Source organism: Rhodococcus globerulus (assembly GCF_019334125.1).
Classification (GTDB): Bacteria; Actinomycetota; Actinomycetes; order Mycobacteriales; family Mycobacteriaceae; genus Rhodococcus_F; species Rhodococcus_F globerula.
The window spans coordinates 2,368,994-2,386,541 of the sequence record NZ_CP079698.1; the positions used below are offsets into that span (position 1 = coordinate 2,368,994).

The 17,548-nt window shown below is 61.1% G+C and carries 17 protein-coding genes; 8 read left to right on the forward strand and 9 right to left on the reverse strand.

What is annotated here, in order from left to right:
* Positions 1-68: 68 nt before the first annotated feature.
* From KYT97_RS10760 to ramB, 3 genes are read left to right on the forward strand one after another with little or no spacing between them, the layout of a single operon-like run.
* A complete protein-coding gene (locus KYT97_RS10760; RefSeq protein WP_072782287.1) occupies positions 69-356 on the forward strand; it encodes an FmdB family zinc ribbon protein in 288 nt (95 codons plus the stop codon).
* 28 nt (positions 357-384) lie between these two features.
* Positions 385-1,644: a formamidase gene (fmdA, locus tag KYT97_RS10765; protein WP_219112224.1), complete on the forward strand. Its 1,260-nt coding sequence runs from the start codon at positions 385-387 to the stop codon at positions 1,642-1,644.
* 56 nt (positions 1,645-1,700) lie between these two features.
* Positions 1,701-3,113 (forward strand): acetate metabolism transcriptional regulator RamB, encoded by a 1,413-nt coding sequence (gene ramB, locus KYT97_RS10770; protein ID WP_033235543.1) that lies wholly within the window; start codon positions 1,701-1,703, stop codon positions 3,111-3,113.
* A 10-nt stretch (positions 3,114-3,123) separates the two neighbouring features.
* On the opposite strand, the gene KYT97_RS10775 is transcribed toward ramB, so the two are convergent.
* The 9 genes from KYT97_RS10775 to KYT97_RS10815 form a co-directional block, all read right to left on the reverse strand.
* Positions 3,124-4,146: an alpha/beta hydrolase gene (locus KYT97_RS10775; RefSeq protein WP_245006068.1), complete on the reverse strand. Its 1,023-nt coding sequence runs from the start codon at positions 4,144-4,146 to the stop codon at positions 3,124-3,126.
* A 132-nt stretch (positions 4,147-4,278) separates the two neighbouring features.
* Complete coding sequence (locus KYT97_RS10780; RefSeq protein ID WP_242484602.1) at positions 4,279-5,229, reverse strand: alpha/beta hydrolase; 951 nt, start codon at positions 5,227-5,229, stop codon at positions 4,279-4,281.
* A gap of 113 nt (positions 5,230-5,342) precedes the next feature.
* Entirely contained in the window at positions 5,343-6,989 is a 1,647-nt protein-coding gene (locus KYT97_RS10785; RefSeq protein ID WP_141484845.1) for a class I adenylate-forming enzyme family protein, read from the reverse strand.
* Between the two features lie 9 nt (positions 6,990-6,998).
* Positions 6,999-7,703: an ABC transporter ATP-binding protein gene (locus tag KYT97_RS10790; RefSeq protein ID WP_045063940.1), complete on the reverse strand. Its 705-nt coding sequence runs from the start codon at positions 7,701-7,703 to the stop codon at positions 6,999-7,001.
* Entirely contained in the window at positions 7,687-8,481 is a 795-nt protein-coding gene (locus KYT97_RS10795) for an ABC transporter ATP-binding protein (protein ID WP_045063942.1), read from the reverse strand. Before KYT97_RS10795 ends, KYT97_RS10790 begins: the two co-directional genes overlap by 17 nt.
* Positions 8,478-9,482 carry a branched-chain amino acid ABC transporter permease gene (locus tag KYT97_RS10800; protein WP_033235549.1) on the reverse strand — a complete coding sequence of 335 codons (1,005 nt, stop codon included), beginning with the start codon at positions 9,480-9,482 and terminating at the stop codon, positions 8,478-8,480. The genes KYT97_RS10795 and KYT97_RS10800 overlap by 4 nt, the downstream gene beginning before the upstream one ends.
* Entirely contained in the window at positions 9,482-10,357 is an 876-nt protein-coding gene (locus tag KYT97_RS10805; protein ID WP_033235550.1) for a branched-chain amino acid ABC transporter permease, read from the reverse strand. The genes KYT97_RS10800 and KYT97_RS10805 overlap by 1 nt, the downstream gene beginning before the upstream one ends.
* Before the next feature lie 15 nt (positions 10,358-10,372).
* Positions 10,373-11,557 carry an ABC transporter substrate-binding protein gene (locus KYT97_RS10810; RefSeq protein WP_092802227.1) on the reverse strand — a complete coding sequence of 395 codons (1,185 nt, stop codon included), beginning with the start codon at positions 11,555-11,557 and terminating at the stop codon, positions 10,373-10,375.
* A gap of 116 nt (positions 11,558-11,673) precedes the next feature.
* Entirely contained in the window at positions 11,674-12,417 is a 744-nt protein-coding gene (locus tag KYT97_RS10815; protein ID WP_219112226.1) for a TetR/AcrR family transcriptional regulator, read from the reverse strand.
* A 320-nt stretch (positions 12,418-12,737) separates the two neighbouring features.
* Between KYT97_RS10815 and urtA the strand changes: the two genes are divergently transcribed.
* The 5 genes from urtA to urtE are packed head-to-tail and all read left to right on the forward strand — an operon-like array spanning position 12,738 to position 17,547.
* Positions 12,738-14,000, forward strand: a complete 1,263-nt coding sequence (gene urtA / locus KYT97_RS10820) for an urea ABC transporter substrate-binding protein (RefSeq protein ID WP_033235553.1) — start codon at positions 12,738-12,740, stop codon at positions 13,998-14,000.
* Positions 14,001-14,048: 48 nt separating this feature from the next.
* Positions 14,049-14,933, forward strand: a complete 885-nt coding sequence (gene urtB / locus KYT97_RS10825; RefSeq protein WP_219112227.1) for an urea ABC transporter permease subunit UrtB — start codon at positions 14,049-14,051, stop codon at positions 14,931-14,933.
* Entirely contained in the window at positions 14,930-16,036 is a 1,107-nt protein-coding gene (gene urtC, locus KYT97_RS10830; protein WP_033235555.1) for an urea ABC transporter permease subunit UrtC, read from the forward strand. The genes urtB and urtC overlap by 4 nt, the downstream gene beginning before the upstream one ends.
* The gene (gene urtD, locus KYT97_RS10835; protein ID WP_033235556.1) at positions 16,033-16,851 is read left to right on the forward strand and encodes an urea ABC transporter ATP-binding protein UrtD; all 819 of its coding nucleotides are present in this window, start codon (positions 16,033-16,035) and stop codon (positions 16,849-16,851) included. Before urtC ends, urtD begins: the two co-directional genes overlap by 4 nt.
* 3 nt (positions 16,852-16,854) lie before the next feature.
* The gene (gene urtE / locus KYT97_RS10840) at positions 16,855-17,547 is read left to right on the forward strand and encodes an urea ABC transporter ATP-binding subunit UrtE (protein WP_033235557.1); all 693 of its coding nucleotides are present in this window, start codon (positions 16,855-16,857) and stop codon (positions 17,545-17,547) included.
* The last annotated feature ends 1 nt before the right edge of the window (position 17,548 follow it).

Consider the following 17,548-nt stretch of genomic DNA (forward strand, 5'->3'; position numbering starts at 1 on the left):
CACACTTGTGTGCACCTGGGCTCGCCGTTCCGCTGCCGCCGACGCCAACCTCCACTAGCGTGACGGCCATGCCCCTGTACGAGTTTCGCTGCACCGGCTGCGGACCGCTCGAACGGTCGTTTGCGATGGCCGAGGTCCCCTCGTCGATTGTGTGCCCACAATGCTCCGCCGATTCCCGACGCGTGATGTCCACACCGAGATTGAGTCACGCATCCTCTGCCGCGATGGGACTACTCGACGCCACTGCGCGATCCGCCCATGAGCCGGCAGTGGTCAACGGCTCACTACCGGGCACTCGCCGCACCGTCACCCCGACTACGTCTAATCCGTTGCACCGCAAGCTACCTCGCCCCTGAGTATCACCTTCGATGATGAGGAGTTCACATGCCGGAGTTGCTGTTCCCCCTCGATTCCACCAAGAAGTTCACCGAGCAGGCCATCGTCGGCCATAACCGCTGGCACCCTGATATTCCGGCCGCAGTAACGGTGAAGCCGGGCGATGCGTTCCGTGTTCACTGCCGCGAGTGGTTCGACGGTGCCATTCACAACGACAACTCCGCGGACGACATCCTCAATGCGCCCCTCACCACCGTGCACACGCTTTCCGGCCCGTTTGCCGTCGAAGGGGCAAAGCCCGGCGACCTCCTGATCGTCGACATTCTCGACATCGGCCCTATCCCCCAAGAAGATTCGGGACCGTTGGCCGGCCAGGGCTGGGGGTACACCGGCATCTTCCCACGTAACAACGGCGGCGGATTCCTCACCGAGCAGTTCCCCGACGCATACAAAGCGGTATGGGATTTCTCGGGACAGACCGCTACGTCGCGCCATATCCCACACGTGTCGTTCACCGGCATCGTGCACCCGGGACTCATGGGCACTGCGCCGTCAGCGGCCTTGCTCGCCAAGTGGAATGCCCGCGAAGGTGCATTGATTGCCACCGATCCCAATCGCGTTCCCCCGCTGGCACTTCCACCCGAGCCCCGTGACGCCGTACTCGGCACCCTCACCGGCGACGACTACACGCGTGTTGCCGGCGAGGCTGCCCGCACAGCTCCCCCGCGCGAGAACGGCGGCAACCAGGACATCAAGAACCTGACCAAGGGCAGCCGAATCTTCTACCCCGTATTTGTCGACGGAGCGAACCTGTCCGTCGGCGACCTGCACTTCTCCCAAGGCGACGGTGAGATCACCTTCTGCGGCGCCATCGAGATGGGCGGCTTCATCGATCTGCGCGTCGACATCATCAAAGGCGGCATGGACACCTACGGGGTATCCGAGAATGCGATCTTCATGCCGGGCAACACAGATCCGCAGTACTCCGAGTGGCTGGCATTCTCGGGCACATCCGTGACGCTGGACGGTGAGCAGAAGTATCTCGACTCCCATCTGTCTTACCAGCGCGCCTGCCTGCACGCGATCGAATACCTCACGAAGTTCGGCTACGCACCGGAGCAGGCATATCTGATACTCGGCGCCGCGCCGATCGAAGGCCGGCTCTCCGGCGTCGTCGATATTCCGAACTCCTGCTCGACGGTGTATCTCCCGACCGCGATCTTCGACTTCCCACTTGCCCCGTCTGCGAACGGTCCGTTCCAGATCGATCCCGGCATGGGTGCTCCGCGTGCCGAGAACAAAGCCTAGGTTAAGTCTGCAAACACAAGTTTGCGAACTTCCTACACCCCTCGTATCCTGGCTGAATGTCGAAAACCTTCGTCGGTGTCCGGCTCCGCCAACTGCGTACCGAGCGTGGGCTGAGCCAGGCGTCGTTGGCAAAGACGCTCGAAATATCGGCAAGTTACCTCAACCAGATCGAGCACGACGTCCGCCCGCTGACGGTGCCGGTCCTGCTGCGGATCAGCGAGGTGTTCGGTGTCGACACCACCTTCTTCTCGTCGCAGGACGACACTCGACTGATCGCCGAGATGCGCGAGGTGGCTCTCGATCAGGAAATGGGGATCGACGCCGACGCGCACGAGATCGCCGAGATGGTGTCGAGCCATCCGGGGTTGGCGAAGGCCATGGTCAACATGCACCGCCGCTTCCGCAACACCACGGCGCAGCTGGCCGCGGCCACCGAGGATCGCTTTTCGGACGGCAGCGGCAGTGGTTCCATCACGATGCCCCACGAGGAAGTCCGCGACTACTTCTACCAACGGCAGAACTACATCCACGATCTTGATACTGCCGCGGAAGAACTGACGTCACGCCTGCGTTTCCACCGTGGCGACATCGCGGGCGAAATCGCCCGCCGTCTGGAAACGATTCACGACGTGCAGATCGTTCGCCGAATCGACCTCGGCGAGAACATTCTGCATCGGTACGACCCCGTGAACCGGGTCCTCGAGATCTCGTCGCACCTGTCCGGTGGTCAGCAGGTATTCAAGTTCGCCACCGAGCTCGCTTACCTCGAACACAACGACCTACTCGACTCCCTCGTCGCCGAAGGCAACTTCACCAGCGAGGAATCGGTGTCGCTGGCTCGCCTCGGGCTGGCCAACTACTTCGCCGCGGCTACCGTCCTCCCTTACGGACAGTTTCACGATGTGGCCGAAGATTTCCGGTACGACATCGAACGTATGTCAGCGTTCTACTCTGCCAGCTACGAAACGATCTGCCACCGACTGTCGACGTTGCAGAGACCGAAACTGCGCGGTGTCCCGTTCATGTTCGTCCGCGTCGACCGCGCCGGAAACATGTCGAAGCGTCAGTCCGCCACCGGTTTTCACTTCTCCACCAGCGGCGGCACGTGCCCCCTGTGGAATGTGTACGAAACCTTCTCCTACCCGGGCAAGATCATGCCGCAGATTGCCCAGATGCCTGACGGCAGACGGTACCTGTGGGTGGCACGCACAGTGGAGCGTCGGGCCGCGAGATACGGTCAGCCCCAGAAGATCTTTGCCATCGGGTTGGGCTGCGAGATCCGCCATGCCCACCGTCTCGTCTACGGCGACGGCTTGGACTTGGACGAGTCCAATCCCGGCACACCGATCGGTTCGGGTTGCCGGGTGTGCGAACGCTTGAACTGCCCCCAGCGCGCTTTCCCTCCATTGGGCAAGGCCTTGGACATCAGCGAGCATCGAAGCTCGATCTCGCCGTACGTAATTCGGTAGAGGCTCGACGCTACTGCGAATGCGCACGCAGGAATGCAACCGTGCGATCGAACGCGATCTGCCCGTCGGGAGTATCCAGATCGAACTGGTACTCGTGTTCGAGCGCCGGTTCGTAGTCATCCGGGTAGAAGAGCGCGTCGACGTCGACACCCAGACGAAGGAGTCTGTCAGCGAAAGGTTTCGACTGGCCGGCGGTCAGTTCGTCAGCATTGCCGCCGGTGATGAAGGTCGGGGGGAAAGCCGATGTGACGATGTTTATCGTCGACATCTGCCTGACCGCCGGTGAGTTCTCGAAGTCCTTGGTCCCGGTGTAGGCCCAAACGGATTCGCGGTCTGCCGTCCACCCGAATCTGCCGTCGGGATCGAGGAATTCGTACATATCGAAGACGCCACAGTCCAGGACGACGCCCCGGACCTGCTGCGGCGACAGGCTCGGCGTGACTCCGACTTCGGCGGCGTAGACCGGGTCGGTGATCATTGCAGCAATCTGGCTCGAGATCTGGCCGCCCGCAGAATCGCCGCCGAGGAAGAGTGCGTTCGGATCCACGTGCAACTGCTCCGCATTGTCGGTGATGTACCGATAGGCGTCGTTCAGTTGATGGAGCACTGTCGGGTACGTCGCGTCCGGGCCCAGAGAGTAGTCCAGGGAGATGACCGTGAACCCTTGGCCGGCAAGACTCTTGTAGTAGCCCGAGTAATCTTCCTTGTCGCCGTAGATCCAACTACCACCATGAGTCCAGATGAGTGTTGGCAGCGCTGCCGACGCCGAATCCGGGAAGTAGACGTCGAGTAGGGCATCCGGATCGCCGTCGCGGTAGGTCACATCGGTACGCGTCTCGACGCCGGACGGAGCCAACTCCGACAGCGTCGCAGAAACCGAATCTGCACTTCCTTCCGCCATCCACCGCATTGCCAACGTCCCCGGCCATGGGCTGAAGTACGTCGCCAATCCGCCGATAATCATCAGCGTGAACACCGCGCTCAACAGGCCGAGCGCCCACCTGGGCGATCGACGTGTGGACGACTTGGGCACGGCAACTCCTGGGCGTCGGAAACAGCATCGGCACAAGGCTAGCGGAGATGCGGTTCCTGGGAATTGCCTGTCAATTATCGACGACCAGATTGCCGGGATTGTCAAATTCTCAAGCAGAACAAGGGGATACGATCAATCAACCCGCGCCGACAGGAAATCCACGGTGCGCTCGAACGCCACCACACCGTCTGCACCATCGAGGTTGAACTGGTACTCATGTCCGAGCGGCGGCTCGTGATCTTCCGGAAAGAACAACGTGTCCACCTTGACGCCGAACCCAGTCAGCTTGTCGGCCAAAGGTTTCGACTGACGATCTGTCAGCGGGTCGGCATTGCCGCCACTGATGTAGGCGGGCGGGAAATCGGCCGTGACGTGATGGAGCGTCGACATCTGTTGCGCCGCTGTGCTATCGACAAAAAGGCGATCACCGGTATAGGCCCACAGCGAACGATCGACACCCCAGCCGATGATGCCGGGGCCACCTACCATGTTCGCAACATCGTAGATTCCGCAGTTCAGCACAACTCCGCGCAGTTGATCCGGATGCAAGGCCGGCTTCACACAGACAAGGTCCGCGTACTCCGGATTGGTGATGATCGTTGCCAATTGGCTCGACAACTGAGCACCTGCCGAATCACCGGCCAGAAATATCTTCGACGGATCGACGTGCAACCTCTCGGCGTTCGCGACGATGTACGCGTGTGCGTCGTTGAGCTGACCGATCGCCGTCGGATACCGATGCTCCGGTCCGATGGAGTAGTCCAGCGACACCACGGTGAAACCGCGAGAGGCAAGTAACTCGTAGTACGTGGCGTTGTTGGACTTGTTGCCGGAAATCCAGGCCCCGCCGTGTGTCCACACCACGGTGGGGAGCGCGGTCTGCGTACCTGCCGGGAAATACACGTCCAGTCGGGCGTCGGAATCATCGGTGCGATAGTACTGATCCCGAACGGCGTCGACGCCTCCCGGCGCGTGTTTGCGCAGCTTGTCGGTGACTTTTGCTGCGTCACGGCCGAAGACCCAGCGCACAATCAGCGCGCCGGGTCTCGGACTGCGAAGCAGAGTCCTGAGTCGATGGGACATCGGTGTCCTGAGTCGATGGGACATCGGTGTCCTGAGTCGATGTGGCATCGGAGTCCTGACAGCTCGGCACTAGGTCCGAATCAGACTAACCCGACACCGTCGAAGCCGCCGGATCAACAGATCGCCTCAGCCAGTTTCTCGCGCACAAGCTCCTTGACGGCGCCTTTGGCAACCTTTCCGCCGGCTGCCATAGGCAACTCCGCCAGCGTCATCACATACTCCGGAATGTATTCGCGAGTGATGCCCTGCTCACGCATCCACTCGGTGAGCTCTGCCGCGGACAGTGCCTCACTGTCCGTGGTCACGACAACGGCGCACACCTTTTCCCCGAACAGAGCGTCGTCGACGCCGACCGCGGCAACCAAATCCACCAGCGGGTGCGCACGGACGTATTCCTCGACTTCGACGGCGGAGATGTTCTTGCCACCGCGAATGATGATGTCGGCCTTACGACCCACAACGCGGACGCGACCGTCCTCGTCGATTTCGACGATGTCGCCGAGCAGCATCCAGCCGTCTTCGGTGTACAGCTCGTTGTTGGCGTCGACGTCGCCCCAGTAGCCCTGACACATCAACGGTCCGTTGACCGCCGGTTGCCCGCGGCGCATGGATCCGACCACTTCTGTTGCGGCGTCGTCGAATACCCGAACCTGCATCCGGTCGATGACGTGACCACAGGTACGCAGCCTGGTATCGGAGTCGTCGTCGACGGTGGTGACGGAGACTGCTCCGGTTTCGTTGGAACCGTAGAATTGCAGCACTGCTGCTCCGGTTCGTTCCTCGAATGCCAGCGCCTCCGAGTACGGAACCGCCTCTCCCCCGGTAAACATGACGCGCAACGTATCGAGGTTTGCGCTCGCAGCGGCGTCGGATCGCAACAGCATCTTGAATTGTGTACTCACACAGTTCAACACGGTGACGCCTTCACGTTCGATGAGATCGATCATCACCGCGACGTCGAATCGCTCCATGACCACGTTGGGGGCGCCGAGCAACGCGGGCAGGAAATGCGACGTCCACAGGCCGAAACCGAAGGGAGCCGGAACCGCCCCGAGGAAGACTTCTTCCGGTCCGACATCGGCTGCCTCTGCGCCGATCTCGGAGAATGCAACCCACCGATCTTCCGTCTGAGTCACCAGCTTCGGAAGTCCGGTCGTACCGGACGTCGAGTTCAGCATGGACACGGCAGCCGTCGAGAAGGTCGGGCTCGAGGCCTCGAAAACCCGCTTCGGCACGGGAAGAGAGACAACACCTCCCACCGCGGCGGCCCGTTCGAAACTCACGGCTCCGGTGTCGTCGGCAAACACCACGTCGAGGGTGGGATGCGCCTGTCGCAGTTGTGAGATCAACTCCGTGGTGTCGACGCCGCGCAAAGATCGCGTCGTCACCAGAACTGTGGCGTCGGAACGTTCGATCAGATGCGAGATCTCGCGGAGCCCGGATCGCGACCCGATTCCCACGGCCACCCGGCCGGTCCGGTACGCGGCACACAGCGCGGCGTGGAAGACCATGGTGTCCGGAAGCAGCACCGCTACATGCCCGTATCCCTCACTGGAAAGTTCGAGTGCCGACGCAATGGCGTCCGCGGCCGCGTCGTACTGCGCCCACGAAATTCGCGAAGTCGGGGTGATGAAGGCCGTGCGGTCCGGAATGGTCTCCGACCAGTGACGGACTATTTCACTGATACTGACGCCGGAAAATCGATCCGGATCGAGGGCAAACTCGCCGATTGCCACGTCCAACGTTGTGGGTTCCTGCATGATCGTCGTTCATCTCCCCTCGGCGCTGTGCACGCCCATCGACAATTTGTAAGCAGCATCCAGCGAAGCGGCGGAATCGCATTCGCGCACAATCTCGCCGCGTTGCATCACGTACCCACGGTCCACGACCGCCTTCAATGCTGACAAAGCGGGCTCGGCCACAATCACCGTAACCCCTTCCGATGCCAGTTGTCCTACAAGCGTGCGTAATTCAGCCACGATCTTGGGCGCGAGGCCGGTCATCATCTCGTCGAGTAGCAGCAACGACGGTTTTGCCAGCAACGCCCGGCCCAGAACCAGCATCTGCTGCTCACCACCACTGAGTACCCCGGCAAAGCTTTCGGCGCGGTCCTTCAGAATGGGAAAGCGCGCAAAAGCCGAATCCGCTGCGTCCGCGTTCAGACCTAGAAGATCGGCACCCACGCGTAGATTTTCGCGGACCGACATGCGCATGAACAACTGCCGTCCCTGCGGAACATAAGCAAAACCGCTGCGTGCGCGTTCGAGTGCCGACATCTTCTCGACACTGCGGCCATCGACGGTTATCCGGCCGGACGCCGGTACGGAACCGTAGATCGCGCCCATCAGAGAAGTCTTGCCCGCACCGTTGGGTCCGACCAGCGCGGTGACCTGACCGGGGGCAGCGACGAAGCTGACGTCGCGTACCGCGATGGCCGATCCGTAACGGACAGTGACCTTATCGACCTCGAGCATTGCTCACACCCTCTTCGTCGTCGGAACCGAAATACACCTCACGCATCGCGTCGCTGGACAGGCAGTCCTGCGGCGGACCGTAAAACGCGACGCCGCCGAAGTTCAGCAGGACAACCGTTGTCGCAAGTTCTGCGATGAGGTCGACGTTGTGATCGACGAGAACAACACCCTTGCCCTGCGCGGCAATGGAACGGACAGCGCCCGAAATAGCGTCGATGCCGTCGTGATCCGCGCCTGCAAACGGTTCGTCCAGGAGCAGCACTTCCGGACCGGTGGCCATCGCACGCGCAACCTCGACCAACCGCTGCGCTCCCAGACTCAGATCCCCGCACGCGCTTTCGGTGTCGCTGATCGAATACTCCCGCGCGAGCGCCGAAGCCTGGTCCGACGCTTTGTCCCAGTTCTCGAACGGGCCCTTGATCGCCCACCACAGCGAGTGCAGCGGCGACGAGATCCGGTGCCCGTAGAGTCCCGGGATGATGTTGTCGACGGCATTGAGTTCGAGTGCCAACTGCGGGTGCTGGAACGTACGCGAGAGCCCCTGCCTGGCACGACGTTCCGACGGGCCGCTCAGGGACTTACCGGCCAGCGTGACCGTTCCGGAATCGGCTTGTTGGGTACCGAAGATGCAGTCGACGAGTGTTGTCTTGCCGGCGCCGTTCGGTCCGACCAGACCGATCACCTCACCGCGACCGACACTGAACGACACGTCGTCGACGGCACGCACACCGCCGTAGGACTTGTGGAGCCCACGAACCTCGAGCAACGAATCGGTCATCGGGAATCACGCTCCTGGTAGGTAGCAGTCAGACGGTTGATCAACGCGCGAGACCAACCGATCACGCCGCCAGGCGCGACGATCAGGATGACCAGAACCGCACCCGCCAGCAAGAGTTCACCACTGCCCTGATAGCCGGGCATGTTGAGTGTCACGATCACCACGATGAGAGCGCCGAGCGGTGCACCCCACGCGGAACCGCGGCCACCGATGATCGGCATGAAGATGGCAAGGAAGACGATGCTGAGGGTGAAGGTTTCCGGCGTCACCGCTTGAACCGAGACGGTGAAGAGCGATCCCCCGGTCGACGCGATTGCCGCGCCGATAGCCAGTGCCACGACGGTCAGATGCATCGGGTTGACACCGGATGCCCTGGCGACGTTCCGATTGTCCCGCGAAGCTTGCAACATCAGGCCCCACACGGACTTCCGTAGTCGATCGACCGCAACGGCGATGACGCAGACGAACAGAATCGCGAAAACGACCAACGCATAACGAGGTGGTTCCCAGCCGAACATCGTGAGAGCCGCGACGCCCGAGATTCCCGCCGAACCGCCGGTGAAACTCGGTCCGTCGATGAGCCAGTGCTCGAAGGCAATTCCGAACAGTAGAGTCACAGCGGCGAGGTAGAACCCGGAAAGCTTCTGCGTGGCAAGACTGAGCAGCACTGCCACACACGCCGCGACCAGAGCGCCGATGAGCCACCCCCACCACATCGACATCCCGGTCTTCACCGACATCAAGGCAACCGCGTAAGCCCCGATCGCCGCGTAGGCGCTGTAGGCCATCGACAGGGAACCTGCCAGAACGAAGGGAACATACATCCCCAGCGCAATCAGCGAGTACGTCGCGGCCAGGAAGATAAGGTCCTGCCGGTACAGGCTCGGCCCCATCCACAGGAGAAGTACGGCAACAACTGTCACCGTAATCAGGACTTCTCGCGACACGTTGCCGAGCCGCGCTCGCGACCTGATCGCGCGAGGTGTGGTTATCGCACCCATCAGACGCGCACCTTTCTCGAGAGCAGACCTTCCGGGCGGAAGGCGAAGAAGACCAGAGCGATCAGGAGGATCGCGGTCTGTGCGGCGCTGGCACCGAAGTAGTACGGCGCGAATACCTGGACGATGCCCAGCAACATTCCGCCGATCAGCGGTGCCCAGCTACGCCCGGTACCGCCGATGACCAGAGCGATGAATGCGGTGAGCGTCCAGGACAATCCACTGGTGAACTGCACGCCGGCTTTGGGAGCGAACAACAGTCCGGCGATCGCGGCGATGACGCCCGCGAGTGTGAAGGCAATCAGTCGAACACGGTCGACCGGCAAGCCAAGTACCCGTGCTGCCTCAGGGTTGTCGCCCACGGCGCGCAGCAACCGGCCGGCGGTGGACCTGTTCAGCCACAGTCCGATTCCGATGAACACCAGCGCAGTCGCCACGATCAGAACTACAGTCGCGCTGTCGAGCGTTGCGCCGCCAACGGTGATCGGATCGAAGTCGAAGATCTTCTGCCCCGGCAACGGCGTACGCCCGAATACGGTTCCCGCAAGCTGCTGAATACCGAAGAGCACCGCCGTCACGGCTACCAAGGCCGGCAGCTCACCGCGCCCCGAACGCTTCTGAACCTGCTTCACCACCAGCTTTTCGGTCAGCACCGAAAGCGCCACTGCAACAGCAATTCCCAGTGGCATGGCCAACCACAGCGCCAACCCGTGATTGACCGCGATCCAACTGCTCGCCATAGCCGCTGCCATGGCGTACGGACCCATCGCGAAGTTGAAGAAATCCGCGCCGACCACCACGAGGTACATCCCCAGGGCGATCAACGAGAAGAAAGCACCGATCTCGATGGCTGCAAGCCAGAGTTGTGCGTCTGTCATGTCAAAGCTCCTCGGTTATCCGCACGGGGGCTGATAGGAATCCCACGGATGGGCGGGCTTGTTGTCGTCACCGAATTCGATGAGCACCAGTCCGCACAGGCTGTCCGGGGCCAAGTGGTCGCCTGGGCTGAAGGACAGTGTCAAATCGTCCTGGCCGAAACTGGAGGGAAGACCCGAAACCTGCTGGAGTGCATCACGAACGGCGGTCCGGTCCTGATGATCACCGGCAATCTCGATGGCCTTCGCCAGCATCATGACCGCGTCGTACGATTGCGCGTCGTAGGCGGTCAACTGATAGTCGGCGCCCTTGACCGCCCGGACCTTCTCGGTCAACTCCGCAGTTCGCGCATTGTCGGCACTGAGCGATCCCATGTAGACCATGCCACTCAGGGCCTTCGGATCGGCCAAAGCCCACGACGCCGGCTGGTTTCCGATGGAAGCCAGTGAGAAACGTTGCGTCTCGGGAACGATCTTCGAAAGTGTGTTGTGCGCCAGAATCTCGAAGTGCCCACCGATGCTGGCCACAAGAATGGCGTCAGGCTTCGTCTCCGCGAGTCGCGACACCTGCGCCGTGAGGTCCGCGGCGTCTACCGGAGCCTTCTCGACGGCAGTGACCGTTGCGCACTTCTCCAGCGCCGGACGCAGCGTCTTGATGATGCCGTCGATGGAAGCGCTTGCGTCACCGAGGATTCCGAGTGAGCGGTAGCCCAGCTTCTCGAACGCTCCGCAATACACCTCGGCGTATTGCTTGAGCGAGTTGGGAATCATGAACGAATAGTCGTTGCCCGGAGGGGAAGCAAACGCGTCGCTGAGGACAACGGGTGCAATCGCCGGGATCTTCGACTGCTCGAGAATCGACTTCGCCTGCAGGACCGAGCCGCTGCCGGTCGCCAGAATGACGGCACTTGCGCCCTGATCGACCAATTTACGAATGATCGACGGCGTCTTGGTGGGACTGCTCTCGTCATTCTCGACAACGAGGCGGACGGGCTTGCCGTTGATCCCACCTGCCTGGTTGATCAAGTCGACGCTGAGGCGGACCGTCTTGCCCGCGATGGTGCTGTACGACGCACCGGGGCCCGTCGAATCCTCGTCCAGCCCGATCACGATCTCGTTGTCCGGAATGACTCCAGCAGATGCACACGCACCTGCCCCGAGCACGACTGCCGCGGCTAAGGCTATTGCCTTCCCGAGTCTCACATCCCACTCCTGTCCAAACGACATTTGGTAAATCAAACAAGCGCTTGATTCACGACGCTGGGCAGAAGTATGCACTGGGTCACATAGATAGTCAAAACCGCCGTAACAGGGAGCGATCAGCCCCGTTGTTCGGCCTGCAGATCGCGAATCGCGGTGCTCAGATCACGGATCACCGACTTCAACTCGTCGACGTCCGAACGCAGTTCGGCAACCTCACCGACCGGCGGTGCAACGTCGACATCGTCAGTCTTGACCTTCACCCGAGCGAGCGCTGTGGAACCGTCTCCGCGGCGGGCAAAACCGTCGAGAAACACAAGGATCAAATTCCGCTGCAGTTCCGGCGCCAGCTCGGCCAACTGTGAACGGTATTGAGCCACCGTCGACCACACCGACTCCCGCATCAACCGATGAAACTGTTCAGGATCGATGTCTTCGCGAAACTCCCCGTCTGCAATCCCACTCGCAATTGCCGTGCGCCAGTAGCCGTGCGCCTTCTGAACCGCAACGGTGATCGGCGCGTCGGATGGCTGGGACGACAGGATCGCTTCGCCTTGATAGACCTCGGTGGCGTACGGGTGGTCGAGCGCGGTATTGAACGAGACCTCGACCATGGACGCCAACCGGTCGCGAGCTGATCCACCAGGTTCGATCGAGTCCTCGTATCTGATGTTGAGATCTTCGAGGAAACGCACGACTATTTCGTGCGCCATCGCATCCTTGGATTCGAAGTAGTGATAGAGGCTTCCGGACAGAATTCCGACCTCGTCGGCGATATCTCGCACCGTCGTTGCCGCGATACCACGCTCGCTGAACAATTTTGCCGCGTGAGTGAGTATCTCTTCCCGTCGGGTCGAACGCACTGGTCTAATCCCCTCATCAATCGTCAAGCGAATGCTTGATCGAATATCGAGGATGCTAACACCGAGCCTGCTCTGACCTGCGGAGTGAGCACTCGTTCATCCAACCGACATATCGGACACACGATGGTGATCGAGTCTATTTCTTTCAGAAACAAGTTCTCCCTACGCTCATCCGCATCGACGAATACAACGCCGTATACGCGAGCCGGATACATCACATCCGGTAGTCCGTTCCCCGAAGCCATGTACCTGTAGCCACGCCCCTGTTTGCACGTCGGCGAAAAGCAGGTACTGAAGTCATGAAGACGAAAGGCCCGTCTATGCGAACCTTCTCGAAGCGCACCCTCGCCGCTCCGGCAGCTCTTGCAGCTCTGGGTTTGGTACTCACCGGTTGCGGAAGCAAAGCCTCTGATACGACGTCGGGAGACACCACGGCAGCATCGTGCGTCGACACCTCCGGCGACACCATCAAGGTCGGTTCACTCAACTCGTTGTCCGGCACCATGGCCATCAGTGAAGTGACAGTGCGCGATTCGATTGCACTCGCAGTTCAGGAGATCAACGACGCCGGTGGCGTTTTGGGCAAAAAGGTTCAGATCGTCGCCGAGGACGGCGCATCCGAGCCGACGGTATTCGCAGAAAAGGCGGAGAAGCTCATCAGCAGCGACTGTGTCGCAGCCGTTTTCGGCGGTTGGACGTCGTCGAGCCGTAAGGCCATGCTCCCGGTCTTCGAAGACAATAATTCGCTCCTCTACTACCCCGTTCAGTACGAGGGCCTCGAGGATTCCAAGAACATCTTCTATACCGGCGCTACGACCAATCAGCAGATCATTCCGGCACTGGACTACCTGAAGGAAAAGGGCGTCAAGTCCCTCTACCTGGTCGGAAGTGACTACGTCTTCCCACAGACCGCCAATCGCATCATCAAGGCGTACGCGGAAGCAAACGGCATCGAGATCAAGGGCGAGGACTACACGCCGCTCGGTTCGACCGACTTCTCCACCATCGTCAACAAGGTGCGCACGGCTGACGCCGACGCCGTATTCAACACGCTCAACGGCGATTCGAACGTCGCGTTCTTCCGCGAGTACACCAATGTGGGGCTGAAGCCGGCCGACATGCCTGTTGTCTCGGTGTCCATCGCAGAGGAAGAGGTCGGCGGCATCGGCGTGCAGAACGTCGAAGGACAGCTGACGGCCTGGAACTACTACCAGACCATCGACACCCCGGAGAACAACAAGTTCGTCGCGGCATACAAGGCGAAGTACGGCCAGAACAAGCCGACGTCCGACCCCATGGAAGCTGCATACACCTCGGTGTACCTGTGGAAGAACACGGCCGAGAAAGCCAATTCCTTTGCTGTCAAGGATATTCAGGACAACGCCGACGGCGTCACCTTCGAAGCCCCCGAAGGCCTCGTCACCATCGACGGCGACAACCATCACATCACCAAGACCGCCCGCATCGGCGAAATCCGAAGCGATGGACTGATCTACACCGTCTGGGATTCCGGTCAGCCGATCGAGCCCGACCCGTACCTCGAGAGCTACCCGTGGGCCTCAGGTCTCGGCGCCAGCAAGTAACAACCTGACCGCAATGAAACCGACTGGTAGAGAGGTGGAACGTCTGTCATGGATGTTGTGATCGGACAGCTGTTCACAGGTTTGAGCATCGGCTCGATTCTGTTGTTGGCTGCATTGGGACTATCGCTCACGTTTGGCCAAATGGGTGTCATCAACATGGCCCACGGCGAGTTCATCATGGCCGGCTCGTACACGGCCTACGTTGTACAGCAGGTAATCTCCAATGCAACCGGTTCGTTGATCATCTCTCTACTGGTCGGTTTCATCGTCGGCGGATTGATGGGTGTGGCCCTGGAAGTGCTTCTGGTGTCACGGATGTACCACCGCCCGCTCGACACGTTGTTGGTGACGTTCGGCGTCGGACTGATCCTTCAGCAGTTGGCGCGCGACATCTTCGGTGCGCCTGCCGTCAACACCACCGCACCGTCCTGGCTTTCGGGCGGTGTCGACATCTTCGGCGCCGTAGTTCCGAAAACCCGCATCTTCATTCTGGTGCTGGCAATCGCGGCGGTGATCGCATTGTCTCTGGCACTCAAGCAGTCGTCGATGGGTAGGCGCATCCGCGCCGTAGTCCAGAACCGAGATCTGGCCGAGACCAGCGGAATATCTTCCCGCCGTACCGATATCACCACCTTCTTCCTCGGATCCGGACTCGCCGGCGTTGCCGGTGTCGCCCTGACCCTGATCGGTTCCACCAGCCCGACCATCGGGCAGTCGTATCTGATCGACGCGTTCCTGGTTGTGGTCGTCGGCGGACTCGGACAGATGAAGGGCGCAGTGATCGCCGCGTTTGCACTCGGCATTCTGAACTCCTTCATCGAGTACTCCACCACCGCATCGATTGCCAAGGTCATCTTGTTCGTCATCATCGTCGTCTTCCTCCAAGTGCGTCCCCAGGGACTGTTTGCAGTCAAGACAAGGAGCCTCGTATGAGCGTCCTGACCAATCCCCGAATCCGGGTCTGGGGCGGATTCGCGCTCGCCGCGATCATCCTGTTCGGACTTGCCCCAGCCGTGCTCTCCGACTTCCGACTCTCCCTGCTGGGAAAGTTCCTGTGCTTCGCGATCGTCGCAGTGGGCATCGGACTCGCGTGGGGCAGAGGCGGAATGCTCACCCTCGGCCAAGGTGTGTTCTTCGGCATCGGCGCCTACGTCATGGCAATGCACCTCAAGATCGCCGACGCCGAACTCAAAGGTGACGCGGTACCCGATTTCATGGCGATCGCCGGCAAGACCGAACTGCCCGGTTACTGGCAGCCGTTTGCCTCCCCGTTCGTCGCGATCTTCGCGGTACTGTTCCTGCCCGCGACCGTCGCGTTTCTCCTCGGACTCGGCGTCTTCAAACGACGCGTCAAGGGCGCATACTTCGCGATCCTCTCGCAAGCTCTCGCCGCGGCATTCGCCATCCTGCTGATCGGTCAGCAAACCATCGGCGGCAGCAACGGACTCAACCGTTTCCGCACGTTCTTCGGCTTCAACCTCAACGACCCCGCCAACAAGCAGATGCTGTTCTTCATCGCCTCCGGAGTGCTCCTCGCCTCCGTCGCCCTGATCCGGCAACTGATGAACTCACGCTACGGTGAACTGCTTGTCGCAGTGCGAGATCAGGAAGAGCGCGTGCGCTTCCTCGGGTACGACCCGGCAAACATCAAGCTGGTCGCCTACGTCACCGCCGCATTCCTGGCCGGTATCGCCGGAGCGTTGTTCGTGCCCATCGTCGGCATCATTTCCCCCGCCGACGTCGGAATCGTTCCCTCCATCGCCTTCCTCATCGGCGTGGCGATCGGCGGCCGCGCAACGCTTCTCGGCCCCGTGCTCGGTGCCATCGGTGTTGCCTGGGCCCAGTCGGCCTTCTCCGAGAAGATGCCGTCCGGCTGGATCTATGCCCAGGGTCTGATGTTCATCGTCGTCGTCGGGTTCTTCCCCGCCGGAGTCGCCGGACTCTTTGCGCTCCTGCGCCACCGCCGCAAGCGTGAAAAGACCACCCCCGAAACACCGAAAATCAGCGAACCGGAAACTGTGGAGGTGTCCGTATGACCAGCACCGGTACAACCGACACAAGCGCACCGAACCCCGTATTGGGCGGCAATGCCGGAATGTCCTCCGAATACCTGGAAGTGCGGAACTTGAGTGTCAGCTTCGACGGATTCAAGGCCGTCGACAGTGTGGACCTGACACTGATGCAGGGTGACCTTCGCTTTCTGATCGGCCCCAACGGCGCCGGAAAGACCACCCTTGTCGACGCCATCACCGGACTGGTACCGGCGACGGGTTCGATCACCAAATCCGGTGAACAGTTGCTGGGCAAGAAGGTTCACAAGATCGCCCGCCTCGGGGTCGGGCGCACCTTCCAGACCGCCAGCGTCTTCGAAGAACTCTCCGTTCTGCAAAACCTGGACATCGCTGCCGGTGCGGGCCGCTCCCCGTGGGAGTTGCTGCGCACCCGCAAATCCGTTCTCCCCGAGATCGAGGAAGCCCTCGAAACCACCGGACTCGAAGCTCTACGCGATACACCCGCCGGAATCCTCGCGCACGGGCAGAAGCAGTGGCTCGAGATCGGAATGCTTCTGGTACAGAACTGTTCGGTACTTCTGCTCGACGAACCCGTCGCCGGAATGAGCCTGGAAGAACGCGAGGAAACCGGCAACCTCCTGCGTCGTATCGGTGGTGCGCGCACCGTGGTTGTCGTCGAGCACGACATGGACTTCATGCGAGCATTTGCCACCTCGGTCACCGTCCTCGCAGCAGGCAAGGTTCTTGCGGAAGGAACTGTCGCGCAGGTTCAGGCCGATCCCAAAGTCCAAGAGGTCTACCTCGGCACCGCTGCGGCTGTGCCTCACGGCGAGGAGTGAATCATGCTTGAAATCAAGGACGTCCGCGCCGGATACGGACGCACCGAGGTCATCCACGGAATCTCGCTCACCGTTCCGGGCAACGGTGTCGCCGCCGTCATGGGCCACAACGGCGCCGGAAAGACGACGTTGCTCCGAGCCGCTGTCGGGTTGATCAAACCGACAAGTGGAACGATCCTCCTGAACGGCGAAGACATCACGACACTGCGCCCGAGCGCCCGCGTCACCCGCGGCCTCGCCTATGTCCCCCAAGGACAACAATCCTTCGGCCAACTCACCACGGCCGAGAACCTTCAGGTTGTCGCGGACGGCCGCAAACGCGGAAAGGCGCTGATTGCAGAAGCATTGGATATGTTTCCCGCGCTGACCACACTGCTCGACCGCCGAGCCGGCTTGCTGTCGGGTGGGCAGCGACAGCAACTCGCCATCGCCCGCGCCCTCATCACCGAACCGAAGATTCTGATCCTCGACGAACCCACCGAAGGCATCCAACCCAACGTCGTCGCCGAGATCGAACGCACCATCATCGACCTCACCAATCGCGGCGATCTCGGAGTCCTCCTGGTCGAACAGCACATCGGGTTCGCGCTCCAGTCAGCGCAGCACTACAGCGTTCTCGCGGCCGGTCATGTGACGTCGACCGGAGAGGGAGGCACTACATCCACCGATGCCGTCCGACGAGCGATGGCCATCTGAC